The organism is Leifsonia shinshuensis (genome assembly GCF_014217625.1).
Lineage (GTDB): Bacteria > Actinomycetota > Actinomycetes > Actinomycetales > Microbacteriaceae > Leifsonia > Leifsonia shinshuensis_A.
Window position 1 is genome coordinate 427,386 of the sequence record NZ_CP043641.1, and the last position, 23,506, is coordinate 450,891.

General features: G+C 70.3%; 21 protein-coding genes. 15 read left to right on the top strand and 6 right to left on the bottom strand.

Features of this window, described 5'->3' with window-relative positions; translation table 11 throughout:
• Window positions 1-5: 5 nt before the first annotated feature.
• Complete coding sequence (locus tag F1C12_RS02105) at window positions 6-905, bottom strand: HD domain-containing protein (RefSeq protein ID WP_185277222.1); 900 nt, start codon at window positions 903-905, stop codon at window positions 6-8.
• Window positions 906-1,138: 233 nt separating this feature from the next.
• Here F1C12_RS02105 and F1C12_RS02110 point away from each other — a divergent pair, with 233 nt between their 5' ends.
• The 3 genes from F1C12_RS02110 to F1C12_RS02120 all read left to right on the top strand — a co-directional run bounded on the left by F1C12_RS02110 (window position 1,139) and on the right by F1C12_RS02120 (window position 5,875).
• Entirely contained in the window at window positions 1,139-3,214 is a 2,076-nt protein-coding gene (locus F1C12_RS02110) for a S53 family peptidase (RefSeq protein WP_185277223.1), read from the top strand.
• 103 nt (window positions 3,215-3,317) lie between these two features.
• Window positions 3,318-5,285 carry a threonine--tRNA ligase gene (gene thrS / locus F1C12_RS02115; protein ID WP_185277224.1) on the top strand — a complete coding sequence of 656 codons (1,968 nt, stop codon included), beginning with the start codon at window positions 3,318-3,320 and terminating at the stop codon, window positions 5,283-5,285.
• A gap of 62 nt (window positions 5,286-5,347) precedes the next feature.
• A complete protein-coding gene (locus F1C12_RS02120; RefSeq protein ID WP_185278728.1) occupies window positions 5,348-5,875 on the top strand; it encodes an HIT family protein in 528 nt (175 codons plus the stop codon).
• 72 nt (window positions 5,876-5,947) lie between these two features.
• Here the strand turns inward: F1C12_RS02120 and pdxY are convergent, their stop codons facing one another.
• Window positions 5,948-6,799: a pyridoxal kinase PdxY gene (pdxY, locus tag F1C12_RS02125; protein WP_185277225.1), complete on the bottom strand. Its 852-nt coding sequence runs from the start codon at window positions 6,797-6,799 to the stop codon at window positions 5,948-5,950.
• Between the two features lie 17 nt (window positions 6,800-6,816).
• Window positions 6,817-8,145 (bottom strand): aminotransferase class I/II-fold pyridoxal phosphate-dependent enzyme, encoded by a 1,329-nt coding sequence (locus F1C12_RS02130; protein WP_185278729.1) that lies wholly within the window; start codon window positions 8,143-8,145, stop codon window positions 6,817-6,819.
• Between the two features lie 95 nt (window positions 8,146-8,240).
• Between F1C12_RS02130 and pdxS the strand changes: the two genes are divergently transcribed.
• The 12 genes from pdxS to F1C12_RS02190 all read left to right on the top strand — a co-directional run bounded on the left by pdxS (window position 8,241) and on the right by F1C12_RS02190 (window position 20,683).
• On the top strand, window positions 8,241-9,143 hold the full coding sequence (gene pdxS / locus F1C12_RS02135) for a pyridoxal 5'-phosphate synthase lyase subunit PdxS (protein WP_185277226.1): 903 nt from the start codon (window positions 8,241-8,243) through the stop codon (window positions 9,141-9,143).
• A complete protein-coding gene (gene pdxT / locus F1C12_RS02140) occupies window positions 9,133-9,768 on the top strand; it encodes a pyridoxal 5'-phosphate synthase glutaminase subunit PdxT (RefSeq protein WP_374939547.1) in 636 nt (211 codons plus the stop codon). The genes pdxS and pdxT overlap by 11 nt, the downstream gene beginning before the upstream one ends.
• Before the next feature lie 39 nt (window positions 9,769-9,807).
• The gene (locus tag F1C12_RS02145) at window positions 9,808-11,469 is read left to right on the top strand and encodes an FAD-dependent oxidoreductase (RefSeq protein ID WP_258046075.1); all 1,662 of its coding nucleotides are present in this window, start codon (window positions 9,808-9,810) and stop codon (window positions 11,467-11,469) included.
• Between the two features lie 120 nt (window positions 11,470-11,589).
• On the top strand, window positions 11,590-12,351 hold the full coding sequence (locus F1C12_RS02150) for a YebC/PmpR family DNA-binding transcriptional regulator (RefSeq protein WP_185277227.1): 762 nt from the start codon (window positions 11,590-11,592) through the stop codon (window positions 12,349-12,351).
• A 15-nt stretch (window positions 12,352-12,366) separates the two neighbouring features.
• Window positions 12,367-12,966 (top strand): crossover junction endodeoxyribonuclease RuvC, encoded by a 600-nt coding sequence (gene ruvC / locus F1C12_RS02155; RefSeq protein WP_185278732.1) that lies wholly within the window; start codon window positions 12,367-12,369, stop codon window positions 12,964-12,966.
• On the top strand, window positions 12,963-13,601 hold the full coding sequence (ruvA, locus tag F1C12_RS02160) for a Holliday junction branch migration protein RuvA (protein WP_185277228.1): 639 nt from the start codon (window positions 12,963-12,965) through the stop codon (window positions 13,599-13,601). The genes ruvC and ruvA overlap by 4 nt, the downstream gene beginning before the upstream one ends.
• A complete protein-coding gene (ruvB, locus tag F1C12_RS02165; protein ID WP_185277229.1) occupies window positions 13,598-14,650 on the top strand; it encodes a Holliday junction branch migration DNA helicase RuvB in 1,053 nt (350 codons plus the stop codon). The genes ruvA and ruvB overlap by 4 nt, the downstream gene beginning before the upstream one ends.
• A 59-nt stretch (window positions 14,651-14,709) precedes the next feature.
• On the top strand, window positions 14,710-15,111 hold the full coding sequence (gene yajC / locus F1C12_RS02170; protein ID WP_185277230.1) for a preprotein translocase subunit YajC: 402 nt from the start codon (window positions 14,710-14,712) through the stop codon (window positions 15,109-15,111).
• Window positions 15,112-15,176: 65 nt separating this feature from the next.
• Window positions 15,177-16,916 (top strand): protein translocase subunit SecD, encoded by a 1,740-nt coding sequence (gene secD / locus F1C12_RS02175; RefSeq protein ID WP_185277231.1) that lies wholly within the window; start codon window positions 15,177-15,179, stop codon window positions 16,914-16,916.
• Complete coding sequence (secF, locus tag F1C12_RS02180) at window positions 16,916-17,932, top strand: protein translocase subunit SecF (RefSeq protein WP_185277232.1); 1,017 nt, start codon at window positions 16,916-16,918, stop codon at window positions 17,930-17,932. The genes secD and secF overlap by 1 nt, the downstream gene beginning before the upstream one ends.
• A 9-nt stretch (window positions 17,933-17,941) precedes the next feature.
• Entirely contained in the window at window positions 17,942-18,361 is a 420-nt protein-coding gene (locus tag F1C12_RS02185) for a rhodanese-like domain-containing protein (RefSeq protein ID WP_185277233.1), read from the top strand.
• A 72-nt stretch (window positions 18,362-18,433) separates the two neighbouring features.
• A complete protein-coding gene (locus F1C12_RS02190) occupies window positions 18,434-20,683 on the top strand; it encodes a RelA/SpoT family protein (protein WP_179605745.1) in 2,250 nt (749 codons plus the stop codon).
• Here the strand turns inward: F1C12_RS02190 and F1C12_RS02195 are convergent.
• From F1C12_RS02195 to F1C12_RS02205, 3 genes are all read right to left on the bottom strand, one after another.
• Entirely contained in the window at window positions 20,670-21,239 is a 570-nt protein-coding gene (locus tag F1C12_RS02195) for a hypothetical protein (protein WP_185277234.1), read from the bottom strand. The two genes, F1C12_RS02190 and F1C12_RS02195, sit on opposite strands and share 14 nt — an antisense overlap.
• 113 nt (window positions 21,240-21,352) lie before the next feature.
• Window positions 21,353-22,582, bottom strand: coding sequence for a DUF349 domain-containing protein (locus tag F1C12_RS02200; RefSeq protein WP_185277235.1), 1,230 nt, complete (start codon window positions 22,580-22,582; stop codon window positions 21,353-21,355).
• Between the two features lie 57 nt (window positions 22,583-22,639).
• Window positions 22,640-23,416, bottom strand: coding sequence for a peptidylprolyl isomerase (locus F1C12_RS02205; protein ID WP_185277236.1), 777 nt, complete (start codon window positions 23,414-23,416; stop codon window positions 22,640-22,642).
• Window positions 23,417-23,506 lie beyond the last annotated feature (90 nt).

Sequence of the window (23,506 nt, forward strand, 5' to 3'; positions counted from 1 at the left end):
GAGCGTCAGCTCCGGCAAAGTGAGGGCCGACCGTCGACGATCGGCACGTCGAGGTATCGTCGGCGAATCTCATGCACGATCGTTCCTTTTCGCGTGCCGGGTTCATCGGTGACCCGCCAGAGCTCGGGGTGCTTCTGGAAGTCGGCTGCTATCGCCCGCGTCTCCGGGTGGCTGAGCAGCAGGCTCCAGAACTCTCGGTCCACCATCGTCGCTGCTGCCGAACGTTCGTGATCCTCCATGTTCAGCAGCAGCGTCGATGCGAGATACCGCAGCACCCCGGTCGCGACGACATTGACAGGCGACGACTGCCATCCGGCCTCGTCCACGATGAGATCCGCAAGATAGGCGGCGGTGTCTCGATCGGTGGCGACGGCTCCGTCGTGAAGATCTATTCGCTCCAACGTATGAGCTGGAAGCTCCTGCGTCCGTCCGTGCGCCTGACCGCTGCGGAGGAAGGAATCGAGATGATCCAGGCTCAACTCGCCCGTGCGTCCGTCAAGGGTGCGGCCCGCTTGCATGACGTCGTCGGGATCAAGACCGTGTTCCCGAAGGATCGATGCCAGGTCCCGAACGCGGTCGATCCCGAGCACGTGATGGTCGAGCCCCGCGACCCCCTCGAAGGTGTGGCTGAACGGGAGGTGGCCCACATCGTGCAGAAGGGCCGCGATACGCCCCTCGGCGTCCTCCGGGCGGAAGTGGGCGACGAGGGCGAGAAGGCCGAGCGAGTGCTCCAGACGCGAATAGCCTTGCGTCGTCACGAGTCCTGACGCGCCGGCGTGCATGACATACGCGAGCCTTCTGACCCACCACGAGCCGAGCAGCCGCCTCTCGAGGTCACTCAGCTCGACCGTCACTCGCCAGAGCGGGTCCCGGTACGTGCCATCGACGCCGATGACGTCGGCCACGGTTGTCATCGCGTCCCTAGCCGCGGATCGCTGCCGCGGGACATCCAACTGTGCTCACCCTGTTCCGGTGTCGTGTGCTCGGTCGGGCCAGCCAACTCGATTGCGGTCATACGCTCCAGCGTATCCAAGCCTGAACGAACTCTCACAAAACCCTGCTTGGTCTACCCCCACACACAGGGGTTGGATGGCCGTGCGCCGACCAGCGCATCCATCGCATTGGTGAAAGGACATCCATGCGCACGACAACCAGAACCCTCAGGGCCGCAGCCGTCACCACCGGCGCGGCCCTTCTCTTTGCCGCGGTGGCGGCGTCGCCCGCCGTCGCGGCCCCCGGCAGGAACGCCCTGCCCGGCAGCCAGCCGGCGTGGGCGAACGCGAAAGCGCTCCGCTCGGCGGCCCCCGCGACCGACACGGTCGACCTGCGGGTGTACCTGCCGTGGCAGAACCAGGCTCAGGCGGCTGCGACGGCGCTCGCCGTGTCGACGCCCGGCTCGGCGAGCTACCGGCACTACCTGACGCCGCAGCAGTTCAGGCAGCAGTTCGCCCCCGCGCAGTCCAGCGTGGTCGCGGTGCAGCAGTTCCTGCGCAACGCCGGCTTCTCGATCGTGGACACCCCGTCGAACAACCGCTACGTCTCCGCCGAGGGCACCGTCGCCCAGGCGCAGTCCGCGTTCGGCGTCACACTCGGGGAGTACGACGCCTACGGCACCACGCTGCGCGCTCCGGAGTCCGCGGTCACCATCCCGGCCTCCCTCAACGGGATCGTCGAGAGCGTGGCGGGCCTCGACCAGGGCGCCGACCTCATCGCCCCGACCAGCACGAACGGGAACGGGAGCACGAACGGCAACGGCCCGAACCAGGTCCACGGCGCACCCTCCGCGGGCTTCCGCGCCGGCGAGCCGTGCTCGCTCTGGTACGGCGAGAAGACGGTCGCGATGCCCAACGCTCCGGCGTACGGCACCAGCAGCAAGCCGATCGCCCCGTGCGGGTACACGCCGGCCCAGGTGCGTGGCCTCTACGGCCTCGACTCCGTCGCCGCGACCGGAGCCGGCCAGACGGTCGCCTTCGTCGGCGCGACCGCGAGCCCGACGCTGGTGCAGGACGTGACGAAGTACAGCAGCCTGCACGGCCTCCCTGCGCCGAAGATCACGCAGCTGGTGGCGCCGGGCGTGTACAAGCACCCCGACACCCCGAAGCAGACGCCCGGCGACTTCTACGGCGAGGAGACCCTCGACGCGGAGGCCATCCACACCACGGCGCCGGACGCCAGCCTGCTCTACGTCGGCTCCTCGAACGCGCGCCAGGACTTCGACGCGTCGGTGAACCACATCGTCGACAAGCACCTGGCGAGCATCCTCTCGATCAGCTACGGCTTCGTCGGCGAGGCGGTCCCGCAGGGCTACATCAACAGCCTCAACAACACCTTCATCCAGGCGGCGGCGACCGGCATCGGCGTGTTCGTCTCCAGCGGTGACGGCGGCGACGAGGTCGGGACCCTGGGCTCGCCCGCGGTCGACTTCTACGCGGACAGCCCGTTCGTGACGGCGGTGGGCGGCACGTCGGCCTCCGTCGTGCCCACCGCCGCAGCGCCGGCCGGCCTCAGCTACGCCTCGGTCGACGACCCGACCTCCGCGCTCAACAAGAGCGGGTGGAAGCGGTCGTTCGAGGTGGGCTGGGAGACCGGGCTCGACGCGGTGAAGCCCACTGCGACCGACCACATGTCGAGTGCCCCGTACGAGCTGGACGGCACGTTCGCCTCGGCTCTGCCCGGCGGCTTCAACGGCGGTGGCGGCGGAGGCGTGAGCACGGTCTTCGCGCAGCCGTCGTACCAGGCCGCGGCGGTCGGCTCGGCCTCCGGGAGGCTGGTGCCCGACATCAGCGCCCTGGCCGACCCGAACACGGGCCTGCTCGTCGGGCAGACCCAGGCGTTCAGCGACGGCACGTACTACGACGAGTACCGCATCGGCGGCACCTCCGTCGCCGCGCCGCTGACCGCGGGCATCGCGGCCGTCGCCAACCAGGTCGCCGGCTCCCCGCTCGGGTTCCTGAACCCGCGCATCTACGGGGCCTACGCGGCGGGAGGCTCGGCGTACTACGACGTCGACCAGGCCGACACGTTCGGCTCGGCGCTCCCGAGCGTCCTGCGGGTGAACTACAACGACAGCGAGAGCGCCGCCGGCGGTCTCAGCTACAGCCTGCGGACCGAGGAGACGCCGAACCAGACGCTCCACAGCACCAAGGGCTACGACACCGCCACCGGAGTCGGGACGCCGAACGGCGCCTCCTTCTTCGCGGCGATCACGAAGTAGCGCACCCATCGCAGTGCCGAGTGCCCCCTCCCGGACGGGAGGGGGCACTCGCGCCGACTAGAGTTGACGCATCCCATTGGAATACGACTCTAGGAGTGGACAGGTGGCCGACGGCTTCGAGCTCTTCACCGACCGTTCCGTTGTCGCGATGCGCGTCAACGGTGAGCTGAAGGATCTCGCGACGACCGTCACGACCACCGACACCGTCGAGCCGGTCACCATCGACTCGCCCGACGGTCTCGGCATCCTCCGCCACTCCACGGCCCACGTCCTCGCGCAGGCGGTGCAGGCGATCAACCCGGAGGCCAAGCTCGGCATCGGCCCGCCCATCACCGACGGCTTCTACTACGACTTCGACGTCGCCGAGCCGTTCACCCCCGAGGACCTGAAGGCCCTCGACAAGGAGATGGCGCGCATCGTGCGCGCGGGCCAGCGATTCATGCGCCGGGTCGTGACCGACGACGAGGCGCGGGCCGAGCTGGCGAACGAGCCGTACAAGCTCGAGCTGATCGGCCTCAAGGGGTCCGGCGGCGAGTCCGGCGGCGACGAGTCCGTGGAAGTCGGCTCCGGCGAGCTGACCATCTACGACAACGTCGACCCGAAGACCGGCGAGACGGTCTGGAAGGACCTCTGCCGCGGCCCGCACGTCCCGAGCACCCGCATGCTCGGCAACGGCTGGGCGCTCACCCGCGTCGCGGCCGCCTACTGGCGCGGCTCGGAGAAGAACCCGCAGCTGCAGCGCATCTACGGCACCGCGTGGCCCAGCAAGGACGAGCTGCGCGCGTACCAGACCCGCATGGAGGAGGCCGCCAAGCGCGACCACCGCAAGCTCGGCGCGGAGCTCGATCTGTTCAGCTTCCCGGAGGAGATCGGCTCCGGCCTGGCGGTGTTCCACCCCAAGGGCGGGATCATCCGCAAGGAGATCGAGGACTACATGCGCGATCGGCTGATCGCGAACGGCTACGAGGTCGTGAACACGCCGCACATCACCAAGGCGCACCTCTTCGAGACCAGCCAGCACCTCAACTGGTACAAGGACGGCATGTTCCCGCCCATGCACCTGGACGAGGAGCGCGACGCCGAGGGCAACATCACCCGGCAGGGGCAGGACTACTACCTGAAGCCCATGAACTGCCCGATGCACAACCTGATCTTCCGGGCCCGCGGGCGCAGCTACCGCGAGCTGCCGCTGCGGCTGGCGGAGTTCGGCACCGTGTACCGCTACGAGAAGTCGGGCACGCTCTCCGGCCTCACCCGCGTGCGCGGCCTCACGCAGGACGACGCGCACATCTATGTGACCGAGGAGCAGATCAAGGACGAGGTCGCGCGCCAGCTCGACTTCGTGCTGGAGACCCTGCGCGGCTACGGCCTCACGAACTTCTACCTGGAGCTCTCCACCAAGGACCCGGAGAAGTACGTCGGCAGCGACGAGAGCTGGGAGACCGCGACGGAGACCCTCCGCGAGGTGGCGATCGAGTCCGGCCTCGAGCTGGTGGACGACCCGGCCGGGGCGGCCTTCTACGGCCCGAAGATCTCGGTGCAGGCGCGCGACGCCATCGGCCGCACCTGGCAGCTCTCGACGGTCCAGCTGGACTTCAACCAGCCGGAGCTGTTCGAGCTGGAGTACAACGCGGCCGACGGCACGCGCAAGCAGCCGGCGATGATCCACCGCGCGCTGCTCGGCTCGATCGAGCGGTTCTTCGCGATCCTGCTGGAGCACTACGCAGGCGCCTTCCCGGTCTGGCTGTCGCCGGTGCAGGTGGTCGGCATCCCGGTCGCCGACAACTACGCGCCGTTCCTGGACGACGTGATCTCCCGGCTGAAGGCCCGCGGCGTGCGCGCGGAGGTCGACCACTCCGACGACCGCATGCAGAAGAAGATCCGCACGCACACCAAGGCCAAGGTGCCCTTCCAGCTCATCGTGGGCGAGGAGGACGCGACGGCCGGCACGGTCAGCTTCCGGTTCCGCGACGGCACGCAGCGCAACGGCGTGACCGTGGACGAGGCGATCGAGCGGATCGTCGCGAGCATCGAGAGCCACGAGCTGGTCGAGACGGCATGGCTCGACTGAGCCTCGACGACTACGCCGAGCACGACGGTGTCGGCGGGGGCGTCCATCCGGAGCGGATCCGGATGGACGACCCGTCGCACCTCGCCGGCGTGCCGGACGAGTTCCAGCGGCTGTGGACCCCGCACCGCATGGTCTACATCCAGCACGGCCAGCAGCCCGGCAAGGACGACTGCCCGTTCTGCGTCGCGCCGACCTTGAGCGACGAGGACGCCCTGATCGTCGCGCGCGGCGAGCACGCGTTCGCGCTGCTGAACCTGTTCCCGTACAACAGCGGCCACCTGCTGGTCTGCCCGTACCGCCACATCGCCAACTACGACGAGGCGACGCCGGAGGAGGTCGCGGAGATCGGCAGCATCACCCAGACGGCGATGCGCGTCATCCGCGAGGTCTCCCGCAACGACGGCTTCAACATCGGGATGAATCAGGGGGTGGTCGCGGGCGCCGGGATCGCGGCGCACCTGCACCAGCACATCGTGCCGCGCTGGGCGCAGGACGCGAACTTCTTCCCGATCATCGCCAAGACCAAAGCGCTGCCGCAGCTCCTCGGCGAGGTGCGCGAGGCGCTCGCGGACGCCTGGCCGAAAGCCTAGGGCGCGCGCGATTCGTGCCGAATGTCGACTTTCGCGCGGCGAAAGTCGACATTCGGCACGAATGGGCGCGGGTCAGCGCACCTGCGTGACGGTGAACTGCTCGCGCGGGTGCGCGTAGGACTCCTGCGACTCCACCAGCTGGAGCTCGCGCTCGCCCGACGCGAGCGTGTTCGCGAGCAGGTCGTACACGCTCGAGACGGTCTTGCTCAGCGCCGAGGCCGCGTCTCCGGAGGCGACGTAGTGCGCCGTGAACAGCGCCGCCGTGACGTCGCCCGATCCGTTCGCCTTCAGCGGCAGCCGCGGCGTCTGCACGATCCACGCGCCCGCGTCGTCCACCGCCAGCATCTCGATGGAGTCCTCCGGCTGGTCCGGCCGCTCGACGCTCGTCACGAGGACGGTGCGCGGACCCATCGCGCGCGCCGCGTCGACCGAGGCGAGCGTCGACTCCAGGTCGCCCGGCTCGGTCCCGGTGAGGTACCCGAGCTCGAACTGGTTGGGCGTGATGATGTCGGCGACCGGCACGACCCGGTCGCGCAGCAGCTCCGGGATGGCCGGCGCGACGAAGCAGCCGGACTTCGCGTTGCCCATGACCGGGTCGCAGGCGTACACGGCGTTCGGGTTGGCGGCCTTGACGCGCGCGACGGCGTCCACGATCACGTCGCCGATCCCTTCGCTGCCCTGATAGCCGGACAGGACGGCGTCGATCTTCCCGAGCGCGCCGCGCTCCTCGATGCCGGTGATGACCTCCCGCACGTCGTTTGGAGCGATGAGCGGCCCGCGCCACGCGCCGTACCCGGTGTGGTTGGAGAAGTTCACGGTGTAGACGGGCAGCACCTCCACCCCGATGCGCTGGAGCGGGAACACGGCGGCGGAGTTGCCCACGTGTCCGTAGGCGACAGCGGACTGGATGGAGAGGATCTTCATCCTTCGATCCTGTCAGATCAGGAGCGCGGCGCCGACCGTTCGGCCGCTTCCACCAGCTCGTCCACCAGCCGCTCCGCCTCCTCCTCGCCGAGGTCGTGCACCGTGAGCCGCAGGTGGTGGGAGGGCGCGGGATGTCCGCCCAGCAGGAACTCGTCCCCGGTGCGCGCCAGCCAGCCGCGCCGCATCAGCCGCTCGGCGACGATCCTGGCCTCGACCGGCAGCGCCACCCACAGGTTGAGCCCGTCGCCGGCTTCGGTCGGCAGCCCGCGCTCGGTCAGCCGCGCCGCGAAGGCAGCGTTCCGCTCGGCGTAGTGCCGTCCGGCCTCCGTGACCTCCCCGAGCACCGTGTCGTCGGTGAGCTGTGCGAGCACCAGCCGTTGCAGGATGTGGCTCACCCAGGTCGTGCCCGGACTCAGCCGGAAGGCCAGGCGGTCCGCGGTCTCCTCGTCGGTCGCGGCGATCGCGAGGCACATGTCCGGGCCGAGGAACTTCGACACCGAGCGGACCAGCGCGAAGCGGCGGTGGCCCGGGCCGATCAGCGTCTCGTACGGGCGCTGCGACAGCATCGAGAAGTGGTCGTCCTCGATGACGAGCACGTAGGGGTGGTCGGCGAGCAGAGCGCGCAGAGCGGCGGCCCGGGCGGGGGACAGGGTGGCACCGGTCGGGTTCTGCGCCCGCGGCGTGCAGATGATCGCGCGCACCCCGGCGTCGAGCGCGGCGCGGAGGCCGTCGACAGTCATCCCCTCGGCGTCGACCGGCACGGGCACCGCGCGGTAGCCGCCGTGGCGGACCGTGTGGATGCTGGCCAGGAAGCACGGGTCCTCCAGCGCGACCGCGTCGTCGCGCAGCAGGGCCTGGGCGAGCAGGCGCTCGACGGCGTCGACGGCGCCGTTGGTGACGGTGATGCGGAGGCCGCGATCGGGCAGGTCCTCGCGCATCCACGCCAGTGCACGCGCCTCCAGGGCCGGGTCGATCACTGGCTCGCCGTACAGCACCGGCCGTCCGGTCGCGCGCGCGAGCGCCGAGGAGAGGTCGGGGATGCGGCCGGGGTCGGGGTTGCCCGTCCCGATGTCGCGGAGCACGCTGTCGGCCGCATAGCCCTCCTGGGCGACGGCCTCCACGCCGGCGATGACCGTTCCGGCGCGGCCGCGTGCGACGACGACGCCCGCCTGGGCGAGCAGCCGGTAGGCGGCGACGGCGGTGTTGCGGTTCACCCGCAGCTGGGCGGCCAGTTCGCGCACCGGAGGGAGGGCGTCGCCGCGCCGCAGCGCCCCGCGCTCGTGCAGTGCGCGCACGCTCGCCGCGATCTCCGCGGCGGTCGTGCCCGTGATGACCTGTTCGTCCAATTCCACTCCCCGGCGTCGAGTCTAACCAGCCCTCAGGAGGATGCTATCGTTCGGCATAGGCCAAAACAGTTTTTGTACCGCACGAGAGGGCGATCATGACAGTCACAGAACAGGGCACCGCCACGGGGTCGAGCCGGGTCAAGCGCGGCCTGGCCGAGATGCTGAAGGGCGGCGTCATCATGGACGTCGTCACGCCGGAGCAGGCCCGCATCGCCGAGGACGCCGGCGCCGTCGCCGTCATGGCGCTGGAGCGCGTCCCCGCCGACATCCGCGCGCAGGGCGGCGTCGCCCGGATGAGCGACCCCGACCTGATCGAGGCCATCATCGCGGAGGTCTCCATCCCGGTCATGGCGAAGGCCCGCATCGGCCACTTCGTCGAGGCCCAGGTGCTGCAGGCGCTGGACGTCGACTACATCGACGAGTCCGAAGTGCTCTCGCCCGCCGACTACGTCAACCACATCGACAAGTGGCAGTTCACCGTCCCGTTCGTCTGCGGCGCGACCAACCTCGGTGAGGCCCTGCGCCGTATCAACGAGGGCGCTGCCATGATCCGCTCCAAGGGCGAGGCCGGCACCGGCGACGTCTCGGAGGCGACCAAGCACATCCGCAAGATCACCTCGGAGATCAACGCGCTGAAGTCGATGACCCGCGACGAGCTCTACGTCGCCGCCAAGGACCTCCAGGCGCCGTACGAGCTGGTCGCCGAGATCGCCGAGACCGGCAAGCTCCCGGTCGTGCTCTTCACCGCGGGCGGCGTGGCCACCCCGGCCGACGCGGCGATGATGATGCAGCTCGGCGCCGACGGCGTGTTCGTCGGCTCCGGCATCTTCAAGTCGGGCAACCCTGAGCAGCGCGCGGCCGCGATCGTCAAGGCGACCACGTTCTACGACGACCCGCAGGTCATCGCGGAGGTCTCGCGGGGCCTCGGCGAGGCCATGGTCGGCATCAACGTCTCCGACCTCGCCGCGCCGCACCGCCTCGCCGAGCGTGGCTGGTAACGCGGACATCGCCGGCCTCCGCGTCGGCGTCCTGGCCCTGCAGGGAGACTTCCGCGAGCACCTCGCGGTCCTGCGGGGCCTCGGCGCCGACGCCGTCCCCGTCCGCCGGGCGGAGGAGCTGGAGCGCATCGACGGCCTCGTCATCCCGGGCGGCGAGTCCAGCGTCATGGACAAGCTGTCGCGCGCGTTCGGCGTCGCAGAGCCGCTGAAGGCGGCCATCGCCGCCGGGTTGCCGGTCTACGGCACCTGCGCGGGGCTGATCATGCTCGCGGACGCGATCGTGGACGGGATCGCCGGCCAGCAGAGCCTCGGCGGCCTGGACGTCGCCGTGCGCCGCAACGCCTTCGGCTCGCAGGTGGACTCGTTCGAGACCGACCTGGACATCCCGCAGCTCGGCGACGAGCCGGTGCACGCGGTGTTCATCCGCGCGCCGATCGTGGAGAGCGTGGGGGAGAAGGCGACCGTGCTGGCGCGCGTGCCGGACGGCCGCGTCGTCGCCGTCGAGCAGGGCGACCTCCTCGGCACGTCGTTCCACCCCGAGATCACCGGGGACACGCGGTTCCACGCGTACTTCTTGGACAAGGTGCGGGCCCGCGCGGCCGCTCGGGTGGACGCCGCGGTCTGAGGATGGTGCTGGCGCGCCGCGGTCACTTATGATCGCGGCGTGCCGACGCCTCCCGCCGAGCGGCCGCCGTTCCGGGTCCCGGTCGGCACCGCGGCCAACCCCGTCCTGGAGCAGGACGCGCTCGCCCGCCTGATGGCGCTCGGCGAGCCGGAGGAGTTCGCCGTGGGGGACTCGCTGTTCCGCGCCGGCGACGAGGAGCTCGACTTCTTCGTCATGGAGTCCGGCCGGGTCGACATCGTCCGGGAGGCCACCGGGACCTCGCCGGCGCGCGTCGTCGCCCAGTGGCAGGCCGGCGAGTTCCTCGGCGAGCTGAGCATGCTGACCGGCCAGGCGTCGCTGCTCACCGCCCGCATCGTCGAGCCGAGCCGAGTGCGCCGCATCCCGAACGCGGTGTTCAAGCAGCTCATGTCGAACGACGGCGAGCTGTCGGAGACGCTGCTCGCCGCCTTCCGCGCGCGGCGCCGCCTGCTCATGGCCGCCGCCGACCGCACGACCCAGATCTTCGGCACCGAGGGCTCGGCGGCCGCGATGGCCCTGCGCCGCTACGCCGCCCGGATGGAGCTGCCGCACCGCTGGACGGACGTCTCGACCGAGGCCGGCCGGCAGGCGCTGGAGTCCTCCGAGCACGCCGGCCTCGCCCTCCCGCTCGTCGTCTCCCGCGGCGCGGTGATCGGCGCCGCGACCCCGCTCGCGCTCGCGGAGGCGGTCGGGCTGGCGTACCGGTACCGGGACGGCGACGAGTTCGACCTGGTCGTCGTCGGCGCCGGGCCCGCCGGGCTCGCCGCGGGCATCTACGGCGCCTCGGAGGGGCTGCGCACCCTCGTGCTCGACGCCCTCGCGCCCGGCGGCCAGGCGGCGGCGAGCTCCCGGATCGAGAACTACCTCGGCTTCCCGTCCGGCGTCTCCGGCGCCGAGATCACCGAGCTCGGCCTGGTGCAGGCGCTGAAGTTCGGCGTGCGGCTGTCGGCGCCCGCGGAGGTGACGGCGCTGTCGCCGCGCGAGGGAGGCCACGAACTGACGCTGGCGGAGGGCGACGCCATCCGCGCCCGGGCCATCGTCGTCGCGACCGGAGCGCGCTACCGCCGCCTCCCGCTGGAGCGCTGGGCGGACTTCGAGGGCGGCAGCATCTTCTTCGCGACGACCGAGCTGGAGGCCAGGACGGTCGACCGCCGCCCCGCGGTCGTCGTGGGCGGCGCGAACTCCGCGGGCCAGGCCGCGCTCTACCTCGCCGAGCTCGGCAGCGAGGTCGCGCTGGTCGTCCGCGGCGGGGACATCGCGGCCAAGATGTCCACCTACCTGGTCGACCGGGTCCGGTCGCACGAGCGGATCACGGTGCACACGTCGTCCGACGTGACGGCGCTGCACGGCGGCGACCAGCTGGAGGCCGTCACCCTGACCTCCTCCGCCACCGGGGCCGACGAGCGCGTCCCCGCCGCTGCGCTGTTCTGCTTCGTGGGCGCCGAGCCGCGGGCGTCGTGGCTGAGCGGGGCGGCCGTGGACGGCAGCGGCTTCCTGCTGACGGATGTCGACCTCCCGCCGGCCGTGGGCGCCGAGCGCGGGCCGCTCCCGTTCGAGACCAGCGTGGTCGGCGTCTTCGCCGCGGGCGACGTGCGGCACGGCTCGATGAAGCGCATCGCCGCGGCGGTCGGGGAGGGCGCGAGCGCCGTCGCGTCCGTACACCGGGCGCTGGCGGGGGCGTAGAGCTCGCGCGGAGCGCCGCGCCTTCGGGCCGGCCGCGCCTTCGGGAGGGCCGCGCCTTCGGGAGGCGTGGGGCCGAGGCATTATTATGGACAGGTTCAACCGCAACTCGAGGGAGCACCAGTGTCCGGGCATTCCAAGTGGGCAACGACCAAGCACAAGAAGGCCGTCATCGACGCCCGCCGCGCCAAGTCGTTCGCCAAGCTCATCAAGAACATCGAGGTCGCGGCGAAGACCGGCGGCGCCGACCTGTCCGGCAACCCGACGCTGGTCGACGCGGTCCAGAAGGCCAAGAAGACCTCGGTCCCCAACGACAACATCGACCGCGCCATCAAGCGCGGCGCCGGCCTCACCGGCGAGTCGATCGAGTACACGACGATCATGTACGAGGGCTACGGCCCGGGCGGCGTCGCCCTCATGATCGAGTGCCTCACCGACAACAAGAACCGCGCAGCCGCCGAGGTCCGCACCGCGATGACGCGCAACGGCGGCACCATGGCCGACCCGGGCAGCGTCGCCTACAACTTCCACCGCAAGGGCGTCATCGTCGTCCCGCACGCCGACGGCGTGGATGAGGACACCGTCCTCACCGCCGTCCTCGACGCGGGCGCCGAGGAGGTCACCGACCGCGGCGAGAGCTTCGAGGTGCTGACCGAGGCCACCGATCTGGTCGCCGCGCGCACCGCGCTGCAGGACGCCGGCATCGACTACGACTCCGCCGACGCCGAGTTCGTCGCCACGGTCAACGTGGAGGCCGACGCCGAGCTGGCGCGCAAGGTCTTCCGCCTGATCGACGCCCTGGAGGACTCGGACGACGTGCAGAACGTCTACACGAACCTCGACCTCACGCCCGAGGTGCAGGCGCAGCTCGAAGACGACGAGTAAGGCGCCGAGATGACGATCCGGGTGCTCGGCATCGACCCGGGTCTGACGCGGTGCGGCGTGGGCGTCGTGGACGTCCGTCCCGACCGCAAGGCCGCCCTCGTGGAGGTCACCGTCATCCGCACGCCCGCCGACATGCCGCTCGAGCAGCGGCTGTTGGCGGTCGGCACCGGTATCGACGAGCTGCTCGACGCCCACCGCCCGGACGTCGTGGCGATCGAGCGCGTCTTCGCGCAGCACAACCTCCGCACCGTGATGGGCGTCGCCCAGGTGAGTGGGGTCGCCCTGCACGCGGCCGCCCGCCGCGGCCTCCGCGTCGCCCTGCACACGCCGAGCGAGGTGAAGGCCGCGATCACCGGATACGGCTCGGCGGACAAGAAGCAGGTCCAGGCGATGGTCGCTCGAATCCTCGGCCTCGCCGAGGCGCCGAAGCCGGCGGACGCCGCGGACGCCCTCGCGATCGCGATCTGCCACGCCTGGCGCGGCGCGCCGGCGGCCGACGGGGGAGCCGCGGGAGCGGGTTCGCCGGCCACCGGCCAGACCCCGGCGCAGGCCGCGTGGCTCGCCGCCGAGCGCTCCGCCCGGACGTCGGCCGTTCCCCGTAGGCTGGCCAGGTGATCTCCTCCCTCCGCGGCACCGTCCTCTCTGCGAGCGGCGGCACCGCCGTGATCGAGGTGGGCGGCGTCGGCTTCGCCGTGACGCTCACCCCCGACCACGTGCTCTCGCTGCGCGTCGGCGACGAGGCGTTCGTGTTCACGTCCCTCATCGTCCGGGAGGACGCCCTCCAGCTCTTCGGCTTCGCCGACCTCGACCAGCTCCAGGTCTTCGAACTGCTCAACGGCGTGTCCGGGGTCGGCCCGAAGTCCGCGATCGGCGTGCTGTCCGTGCTCAGCCCCGATCAGGTCGCCGACGCGGTCGCAGCCGACGACGACGCGCCGTTCCGCAAGGTGTCCGGCATCGGCCCGAAGACCGCCAAGCTCATCGTCGTCTCGCTCACCGGCAAGCTCGCCGCCGCCCGGCGGGCCCCCGCACGCGCGGTGAAGGCCACGGGCGCGCGCTCCAGCGTCCCCGACAGCGTGATCGTCGCCCTGGTCGGCCTCGGCTGGCCGGAGAAGATCGCGGCGGAGGCCGTGTCCGACGTCGTCGCCGAGACCGACGAGAGCGCGCGTGACTCCGTCCAGGCCCTGCTCCGGCTGTCCCTCGCGCGCCTCGGCCCGGCCGGGGCCGGCGCGGCGAGCGGGGCCGCCCGATGAGCGACGACCTCACCGCGCCGGAGCTCGAGTCGGAGTCGGAGCTCGCGTTCGAGGGCGCGTTGCGGCCGCGCACGCTGTCCGAGTTCGTCGGGCAGGCGAAGGTCCGCGGCCAGCTCCAGCTGCTGCTGACGGCCGCGAAGATGCAGGAGCGGACGGCCGACCACATCCTCCTCGCCGGTCCTCCCGGGCTCGGCAAGACCACGCTCGCGATGATCGTCGCGCACGAGAGCGAGCGGCCGCTGCGACTCTCCAGCGGCCCCGCCATCCAGCACGCCGGCGACCTCGCCGCGCTGCTGTCGTCGCTGACGCCGGGGGAGGTGCTGTTCATCGACGAGATCCACCGCATGGCGCGCTCGGCGGAGGAGATGCTCTACCTCGCGATGGAGGACTTCCGCATCGACATCATGGTCGGCAAGGGCGCGGGCGCCACGTCCATCCCGCTCGACCTCGCGCCGTTCACGCTCGTCGGGGCCACCACGCGCTCCGGCCTGCTGCCGAATCCGCTCCGCGACCGCTTCGGCTTCACCGCCCACCTGGAGTTCTACGACGAGGTCGAGCTGACGCAGGTGCTCACCCGCGCCGCGACGATGCTCGACTTCGAGATCGACCGCGAGGCCCTGGCGGAGATCGCCGGCCGCTGCCGGGGCACCCCGCGCATCGCCAACCGGCTGCTGCGCCGGGTGCGCGACTACGCCCTGGTGCACGGCGGCCGCGCCGACGTGGATGCCGTCCAGGCCGCGCTGGAGCTCTACGACGTCGACCCGCTCGGCCTCGACCGCCTCGACCGCGCCGTGCTGCACGCCATCCTGGAGCGCTTCGAGGGCGGTCCGGTCGGCCTCAACACCCTCGCGGTGTCGGTCGGAGAGGAGGCGGAGACCATCGAATCGGTGGTCGAGCCGTTCCTGGTCCGCATCGGGCTGCTGTCCCGGACGCCGCGCGGTCGTGTCGCCACACCGGCGGCCTGGCGGCACTTCGGGCTGTCCAGCCCTCGACCTGGGGGTGAACGACAAGGCCACTCACAGCAACCGTCCCTGATGGATGACCTATAATTCAAGCTGGCCATTCGCGCCATACCCCCTTGACTTCACCGGAAGGTTCGGCTTACTTCATGGATCCGTTGACCATTGTGATGGTCGTCATTCTGGCGGCCCTCGTCTTCTTCATGTTCCGCAACAGCCGCAAGCGGCGTAAGGAGCAGGACGAGACGCGTTCGAAGATGGTGCCCGGCGCCGAGGTGATGACCAACTTCGGCCTGTACGGCACCCTGGTTTCCGTCAACGAGGACGACAACACCGCCGTCATCGAGACCAGCCCGGGCCACGAGGTGAAGGTGCACCGCCAGGTGCTCGCCCGCGTCGTGGAGCCGAAGACCACCGAGACCGACGACACCGAGGTCGCGGGCCCGGAGCTCAACGAGGACCACGCCATCACGGCGGACTCGTCCGCTCCGGAATTCGGCGAGCGGATCGACGACGCGCCGAAGAAGCCCGGCGCGAAGAGCGACGACTGATAGCATCCCTGTGCTCCGCGCGCCGAGAGGGTGCGCGGATCGCTCGTAGAAAGCTGAGTTCCTAGGTGGCAAAGTCGACTCCGGTCAAAAAAGCCTGGCGTTCGTTGACATGGCTCGGCGTGCTCGTGGTGGTCCTCCTGGGGACCCTCACGGCCGGCGTGCTGTTCAGCAATGCGACGTGGCTGCCCAAGCTCGCCCTCGACCTCGAGGGCGGCACCCAGATCATCCTCGCCCCGCAGGTCGAGAACGGTCAGTCGGTGCAGCAGCAGCAGCTCGACCAGGCGGTCTCGATCATCCGGCAGCGCATCGACGCGTCCGGAGTGTCCGAGGCGCAGATCTCCACCGAGGGCTCGCGGAACATCGTGGTGTCGCTGCCGGGCAAGCCCGACCAGCAGACCCTCGACCGCGTCAAGGCGAGCGCGCGACTGGACTTCCGTCCGGTGCTGCTCACCGGCGGCCCGACGAATGAGGTCGTGGGCGCCGACGGCAAGTCGACCCCCGCGCCGAGCCCGGCGCCCGGCCTCCAGTCCACGCCGTCGACGTCGCCGACGAACGGCAGCGATCTGGCCTGGGTGACGCCGGAGCTGCAGGCGCAGTACGACGCGTTCTCGTGCGCCGAGAACAAGAACAAGGACCTCAGCTCGGCTCCGACGGACAAGCCGCTGATCACCTGTGACGACAACAACACGGTGAAGTACCTGCTCGGCCCCGTCGAGGTGAAGGGCCAGAACATCTCCGACGCGAGCGCCGGCCTGATGCAGAGCTCGCAGGGCGTCACGACCGGCCAGTGGGCGGTCAACATCGTCTTCGACGCCACCGGAACCAAGCAGTTCGCCGCGGTCACGACCCGCCTGAACGCCCTCCAGGGCGCGCAGAACCAGTTCGCGATCGTCCTCGACGGCCGGGTCATCTCGGCGCCGACCACCAACGCGGTGATCACCGACGGCAAGCCGCAGATCTCGGGCAACTTCACCGAGCAGAGCGCCAAGACCCTCGCCGACCAGCTCAAGTTCGGCGCGCTGCCGTTCAGCTTCAAGGTGCAGAGCCAGGACGACATCTCGGCAACGCTCGGAACCTCGCAGCTGATCAGCGGTCTCATCGCCGGCCTGATCGGTCTGATCCTGGTCGCGATCTACACGTTCTTCCAGTACCGCCTGCTCGGCCTCGTCACGATGTTCTCGCTCGTCGTCGCCGGCGCGCTGACCTGGCTGACCATCTCGCTGATGTCGTGGCACTACGACTACCGTCTGTCGCTCGCGGGCGTGGCCGGTCTGATCGTCGCGATCGGCTTCACAGCGGACTCGTTCATCGTCTACTTCGAGCGAATACGAGACGAGCTGCGCGACGGGCGCAGCCTCGAATCCGCGGTGGAGGCCGGCTGGGGCCGTGCGCGCCGGACGATCTACGCATCGAAGGCGACCAACCTCCTGGCTGCCGTGGTGCTCTACGTGCTGGCCGCGGCCAACGTGCGCGGCTTCGCGTTCACCCTGGGGCTCACGACCATCATCGACGTGATCGTGGTGCTGCTGTTCACTCACCCGACGCTCCAGCTTCTGGCCAAGACCCGCTTCTTCAGCAGCGGCCACCCGCTCTCCGGGCTCGACCCGGACGCGCTTGGCGCGGTGTACCGCGGCGCGGCACGCTTCCGTGCCCCGCAGCCCGAGCTGGTGGGCGCGGGCAAGAACGCCCGCAGCAGCGGAGAGGCGGCGCGCCGCCAGACGATCGCCGAGCGCAAGGCGGCGGAGCTCGCCTCCGCCTCGACCTCCTCGTCGTCGGATCGCTCGACCGAGGGGAAGGACAACTGATGGCCAGCCGCCTCACCAAGTTCGGAAACGACCTCTACACCGGCGCGCGCTCGTTCGACTTCGTCGGCAAGCGCAAGATCTGGTACACCATCGCGATCGTGATGGTCGCGCTCTCGATCCTGATCCCGATCGTCAAGGGCGGGTTCAACTTCTCGATCGAGTTCCGCGGCGGATCGCAGTTCCAGATCAGCCAGGTGAACAGCACCGACACGACCAAGGCGCAGAACGCCGTCGCGAGCGTGGTGCCCAACGCGGTCTCCCACGTCAGCGTCGTCGGCAACAACGCCATCCAGGTGCAGACCGACCAGCTCTCCGACACCCAGACCAAGGCCGTCGCCGACGCGCTGGCCACGGCCTACGGCGTGCCGTCGTCCGAGGTCTCGTCCACGTTCATCGGCCCCTCCTGGGGCGCCGACGTGACGCAGCAATCGATCCAGGGCCTCGTGGTGTTCCTGCTGCTGGCGTTCATCGCGATGGCGCTGTACTTCCGAACGTGGAAGATGTCGGCGTCCGCGATCATCTCGCTCTTCCACGACCTCATCATCACCGCGGGGATCTACGCCCTCGTCGGCTTCGAGGTGTCGCCCGCGACGATGATCGGCTTCCTGACGATCCTCGGCTACTCGCTGTACGACACGGTCGTGGTGTTCGACAAGATCCGCGAGAACACCCGAGAGGAGCTGGAGCTCACCCGGCGCACGTTCCCGGAGGCGGTGAACCTGGCGGTGAACCAGACCCTCGTCCGGTCGATCAACACGGCCGTGGTCGCGGTGCTGCCGGTCGCGTCGATCCTCTTCATCGGTGCGTACGCCTTCGGCGCCGCGACGCTGCGCGACATCTCGCTCGCGTTGCTGATCGGCATCATCGTCGGCACCTACTCGACGATCTTCCTGGCCGCGCCGATGTACTCGCAGTTCCGCGAGGGTGAGGCCGCGATCAAGAAGCACGACCAGAAGGTCCGCTCGATCCGTCCCAAGGCCCAGGTCGCGGCGACCGAGCCGGTCCCGGCGGAGTAGCGTCGGCGCATGAGCGGTCGCTACCTGTCGGAGGACGAGGTGACTGCCGCGCGTGCGCGTGAGCTCGTGGACGCCGGCGCGGCCTGGCTGCTCGACGTCCGCGAGGAGCACGAGTGGGAGTCCGGCCACGCGCCGGCCGCCCACCACATCCCGATGGGGGAGCTGGGCCTGCGCCAGCACGAGCTGCCGGAGGACGAGCAGATCCTCGTGATCTGCGCCGTCGGCGGCCGGTCCCGGATGGTGACCGACGCCCTCCTGCAGGCCGACTATCCGGCCGCGAACGTCGCGGGCGGGATGCTCGCCTGGCAGGCCTCCGGCGGTCCGATCGCCCAGGGCGCCCCGGCGTCCGAGACCGTCGGTCAGCCGGGTCCGCACGCGGAGCCCGGTGGTCCTTCGGAGCCCGGTCGACCCCCGGGAGCGTCCGCCTGAGCGCCGGTCGCGCCGCCCCCGTGACCGGGAGGGCGCGAACAGCGGCGATAATGGACGACAGGAGGCGAGCAGATGGTTGACACGACGACACCGCAGTCCGCCTCTCTGCGCCGTCTCGTCCCGCGGATCTTCTCCCGCGCCCAGCCCGCCGGCGCCGTCGATACGCTGATCCGCACGGTGCGCATGCACCACCCGAAGGCCGACCTCTCGCTGATCGAGCGCGCCTACGCCGTGGCGGAGCGCGCCCACGACGGCCAGAAGCGCCGGTCCGGCGAGCCGTACATCACGCACCCGGTCGCGGTCGCGCAGATCATCGCGGACCTCGGGATCGGCGCCAAGACCATCGCCGCCGCGCTGTTGCACGACACGGTGGAGGACACCTCCTACACGCTCGACGAGCTGCGCGACCAGTTCGGCGACGAGATCGCGATGCTGGTCGACGGCGTCACCAAGCTCGACAAGGTCAAGTACGGCGACAGCGCCCAGGCCGAGACCGTCCGCAAGATGATCGTCGCGATGTCCAAGGACATCCGCGTGCTGATCATCAAGCTGGCCGACCGCCTGCACAATGCGCGCACCTGGGGCTTCGTCCCCGCCGCCAACGCCACGCGCAAGGCGACGGAGACACTGGAGATCTACGCGCCGCTGGCACACCGGCTCGGCATCCAGACGATCAAGTGGGAGCTCGAAGACCTCTCGTTCGCCGTGCTGTATCCCAAGCTCTACGCGGAGATCGAGAGCCTGGTGAAGCAGCGCACGCCGGAGCGCGAGCGGCTCGTGCAGCAGGTGATCGACGCCATCAACGACGACCTCAAGACCGCGAAGATCCGCGGCAAGGTGGTCGGCCGCCCGAAGCAGTACTACTCGATCTACCAGAAGATGGTCGTGCGCGGCCGGGAGTTCGACGACATCTACGACCTGGTCGGCATCAGGGTGCTCGTCAACACAGTGCGCGATTGCTACGCCGTGCTCGGCTCCATCCACGCGCGCTGGACGCCGATGCCTGGGCGGTTCAAGGACTACATCGCCACCCCGAAGTTCAACCTGTACCAGTCGCTGCACACGACCGTCATCGGCCCGCAGGGCCGCCCGGTGGAGATCCAGATCCGCACCGAGGAGATGCACCAGCGCGCCGAGTTCGGTGTCGCGGCGCACTGGAAGTACAAGGAGCAGACCACCGGCAAGAGCACGGGCGGCCCGGGCAAGGTGGACACCGACCTGGCCTGGCTCGCGCACATCTCCGACTGGCAGGCCGAGACGGCGGATCCGTCGGAGTTCCTGGACTCGCTGCGGTTCGAGATCGGCGCGAAGGAGGTCTACGTCTTCACGCCGAAGGGCCGCGTGATCGGACTGCCGGCCGGCGCGACTCCGGTCGACTTCGCCTACGCCGTGCACACCGAGGTCGGCCACCGCACGATGGGCGCCAAGGTGAACGGCCGGCTGGTGCCGCTGGAGAGCACGCTCTCGACGGGCGACGTGGTCGAGATCTTCACCTCCAAGAACCCGGACTCCGGCCCGAGCCAGGACTGGCTGAACTTCGTCAAGAGCCCGCGGGCCCGCAACAAGATCCGGCAGTGGTTCACCAAGGAGCGCCGCGACGAGGCCATCGAGCAGGGCAAGGACGCCATCGCCCGGGCGATGCGCAAGCAGAACCTGCCGCTGCAGAAGCTGATGACGCAGGACGCCCTGGTGGAGGTCGCGTCGTCGCTCAAGCACCCCGACGTGTCGTCGCTGTACGCGTCCGTCGGCGAAGGCCACATCTCGACGCAGTCGGTGATCGAGAAGATCGTCGCGTCCCTGCAGAGCGAGGTCGAGTCCGACGGCGAGCTGGACATCCCGGTCAAGGGCCGGCCGAAGCAGCTGCGCAACAGCGACTCCGGGGTGCTGGTGCGCGGCGCGCCCGACATCCTGGTGAAGCTGGCGAAGTGCTGCACGCCCGTGCCGGGCGACCCGATCGTCGGCTTCGTGACGCGTGGTCAGGGCGTCTCCGTGCACCAGGCGAACTGCCACAACGTGCAGTCGCTGCTGCAGGAGCCCGACCGCATGATCGATGTGGAGTGGGCGCCGAGCTCCAAGAGCGTCTTCCTGGTGCAGATCCAGGTGGAGGCCCTGGACCGCTCCGGGCTGCTCTCCGACGTCACGCGCGTGCTGTCTGAGCACCATGTCAACATCCTCTCTGCGACGGTCACGACGTCGAGCAACCGCCTGGCGCTGAGCCGCTTCGTGTTCGAGATGGGCGACACCACCCACCTCGACCGCGTGCTCAACGCGGTGCGCCGGATCGACGGCGTGTACGACGTGTATCGGGTCAGCGCGGGCTGACCGGGGTGGGGAGCTCGGTGCGCTCCACCACGGACATCCGCGTGAGAGCCCTGGTGGACCCGTGCCGGCGCGTCCGGGCGAGATGGGCGCCGAGCCGTTCGGGGGAGGCGCGCCCGAGTTCGAGCAGGTGACGCACCTCCAGTGCCTCCGGCAGCCCGAACCGGGGGAGTGTCAGCATCAGGTCGGCCGCCGTGCGCAGCGGCGCCGTCACCCGGACGCCGCTCAGCACGACCACCTCGCCGTCGGGCAGTGCGTGCTGGCGTGCGTCGAAGTCGGACGACACGCGCCCGCGATGGCTGCGATCGACGCAGACCTGCGGCCTGACCGGCGGAGCCGAACGCGTGCCGTGGATCCATGCCGCCGTTCCGCGGTCGGCCACGGTGCTTCCCGGCCGCAGCGCCGCGAATGCGTGCGCGCGCAGCGACGGCGTGTCGGGGGTGTCCGTGGCGGCGAAGGCGTCGCCAACGCGGTAGAGCTGGCCGTCCAGCACGAGCGAGAAGAGCTCGGCGAGCGGGAGGATGTCACGGTCGATCAAGAGAGCGGATGCTGTTGTCATGCATCCAGCCTCTGCTGGGCGAGGCCGTCGTGGACCGCCGTCAGCGGATCCGTGGAGTACTCATCCGATCGCGTGGGCTGTGGAGGACGACTCCGCAGCAGGAGCGCGGAGACTCAGCCGAGTGCGTCGAGCCACACCTTGCGGGCGTCGAGAGCCTCCTGGGCGGCCTTCACCTTGGCGGAGTCGCCGCTGGCCTTCGCCTCCTCGAGCTCCTGCTCCAGCTTGGCGATCGCCGCGTTGAGCTGGCTGGCCAGACCTTCCGAGCGCGCCTTCTTCTCGGGGTCGTTGCGCTCCCAGTGCTCCTCGTCCAGCCGGCGCACGGAAGCCTCGACCTTGCGCAGGCGGTCCTCGATGGGGCGCACCTGGTCGCGCGGGACGCGTCCGATGGCGTCCCAGCGCTCCTGGATCGAGAGCAGCGTGGCGCGGGCGGTCTCGCGGTCCTTCTCCTTCAGAAGCGGCTCCGCCTCCTCCAGAAGCGCGAGCTTGAGCGTGAGGTTCTCCTCGTACTCGACGTTGTCGCGCGCGTCGACCTCGGCCTTGGCGGAGTAGATCGCGTCGCCGGCGGCCTTGAACCGCGCCCACAGCGCGTCGTCGTTCTTCTTGCCCGCGCGGCCGGCCAGCTTCCACTGGTCGAGCAGGCGCCGGTACTCCGGGACCCCGTCGGCGCCCAGCGGGACCAGGCGCTCTGCCTGCTCGATGAGCGCGTTCTTGCGGGCGCGCACGTCGCGGTGCTGGTTGTCCAGCTCGGCGAAGAACGCCTTGCGGTTGTGCTCGATGGTCGAGCGCGCGGCACGGAACCGCTTCCACAGCTCGTTCGCCTCGTTCTTGGGCAAGCGCGGGCCGTCGTGCTGATGGGCCTGCCAGCTCGCGAAGAGGGCGTCCAGCTCCGCGGTGGTCTGCTTCCACTGCGTGCGGGCCGGGTCCTGGGCCGCAAGGGCCTCCGCCTGCTCCACGATCGCAGTGCGGTCGGCGACAGCCTGCTCCAGCGCGGCCTTGGCCTCTGCGCTCTGCTGCTCGGTCAGCTCCTCGACGGTGCCGCCGAGCGCGTCGAGCCGCGTCAGCAGCGACGCGAGGTCGCCCACGGCGTTCGCGCCCTCCACCGAGCCGCGCAGGCTCGCGACGGACTTCGCGACGTCGGCCGCGGGAGCGCCGCGACGGGCGCGCTGCTCCAGGAGGCCGACCTGGCCGGCGAGGTCGGTGTACTTGCGCTCGAAGTAGGCGATCGCCTCCTCCGGAGTGCCGTCCGGGTACTCGCCGACGGCGCGCTCGCCATCGCCCTCACGGACGTACACGGTGCCGGTCTCGTCGACGCGACCCCAGGGGTGCTGTTCAGAAGTAGCCAAGAGCCTCACCTTGCTTGCGGTGCCACGTTGGGAATCAGCCTATTGCACACGCCGGGATCACTGCAGCGTGAAGCTGTCGATCTTCGTCGTGACCGCGGGCTTGCCGTCGGTGCTGCCGCCCTGGACGCCCTTGCTGGTGACCTCGCTGTTGAGCGTGTCGAGCCCGCTGGTGATCTTCCCGATGACGGTGTAGCCGCCGGCGGCGTCGGATCCGATGGTGGTGTCCTTGTAGACGATGAAGAATTGGCTGCCCTGGCTGTTCGCGTTGCCGCTCTGACGCGCCATGGCGATGGTCCCGGCCGGGTACTTGTCGTCCTTCGGCGCGTTCTCGATCGGGCCGTAGGAGTAGCCGGGGCCTCCGCTGCCGTCGCCGTTCGGGTCGCCGCACTGCAGCACGTAGAAGCCGCCGTTGGTGAGGCGGTGGCAGGTGAGGCCGTCGTAGAACTTCTTCTGCGTCAGCGAGATGGTCGAGGAGACCGCCTGCGGGGCCGCCTTGCCGTCCAGCGAGACGCCGAGCTTGATGCCGTTGATCGTGAGGTCGCCGGTCCAGGTGCGGCCCTCGGCGATGCTCTTCGACGGCACGCCCGCGGCGGCCGACGAGGAGGGCGAGGGCGAGGGCGAGGCGGACGCGCTCGTGGCGGACGGCTTCGCGAAGAAGAGGAGCTGCGTGCCGATCGCGAGCAGGACGATCACGAGCACGGCGATCCCGGCGATCCAGTTGTCCCGCTTGCGGCGCTTGACCTTCTCCTCGTGCACCGTCTGCCGCGCCTGATAGGCACGGAGGCGCTCGCGTGCCTGTCGCGCGTCGCGGTCGTTCTGCTTGCTGGGTGCCACGTCTGTCCTCCGGGGGCGCCGTCGAGCGGGGGATGGATGCCGTCGCGCCGGCGGAGGCCGCGCGGCGGGATGGATGCTGCACGAACCCTA

Bases quoted from the DNA above. Each gene is read 5' to 3' on its own strand.
- F1C12_RS02110 (WP_185277223.1), top strand. From the start codon at position 1,139: ATGCGCACGACAACCAGAACCCTCAGGGCCGCAGCCGTCACCACCGGC.
- F1C12_RS02120 (WP_185278728.1), top strand. From the start codon at position 5,348: ATGGACGACCCGTCGCACCTCGCCGGCGTGCCGGACGAGTTCCAGCGG.
- pdxY (WP_185277225.1), bottom strand. From the start codon at position 6,799: ATGAAGATCCTCTCCATCCAGTCCGCTGTCGCCTACGGACACGTGGGC.
- pdxS (WP_185277226.1), top strand. From the start codon at position 8,241: ATGACAGTCACAGAACAGGGCACCGCCACGGGGTCGAGCCGGGTCAAG.
- ruvB (WP_185277229.1), top strand. From the start codon at position 13,598: ATGAGCGACGACCTCACCGCGCCGGAGCTCGAGTCGGAGTCGGAGCTC.
- yajC (WP_185277230.1), top strand. From the start codon at position 14,710: ATGGATCCGTTGACCATTGTGATGGTCGTCATTCTGGCGGCCCTCGTC.
- secF (WP_185277232.1), top strand. From the start codon at position 16,916: ATGGCCAGCCGCCTCACCAAGTTCGGAAACGACCTCTACACCGGCGCG.
- F1C12_RS02185 (WP_185277233.1), top strand. From the start codon at position 17,942: ATGAGCGGTCGCTACCTGTCGGAGGACGAGGTGACTGCCGCGCGTGCG.
- F1C12_RS02190 (WP_179605745.1), top strand. From the start codon at position 18,434: ATGGTTGACACGACGACACCGCAGTCCGCCTCTCTGCGCCGTCTCGTC.
- F1C12_RS02195 (WP_185277234.1), bottom strand. From the start codon at position 21,239: ATGACAACAGCATCCGCTCTCTTGATCGACCGTGACATCCTCCCGCTC.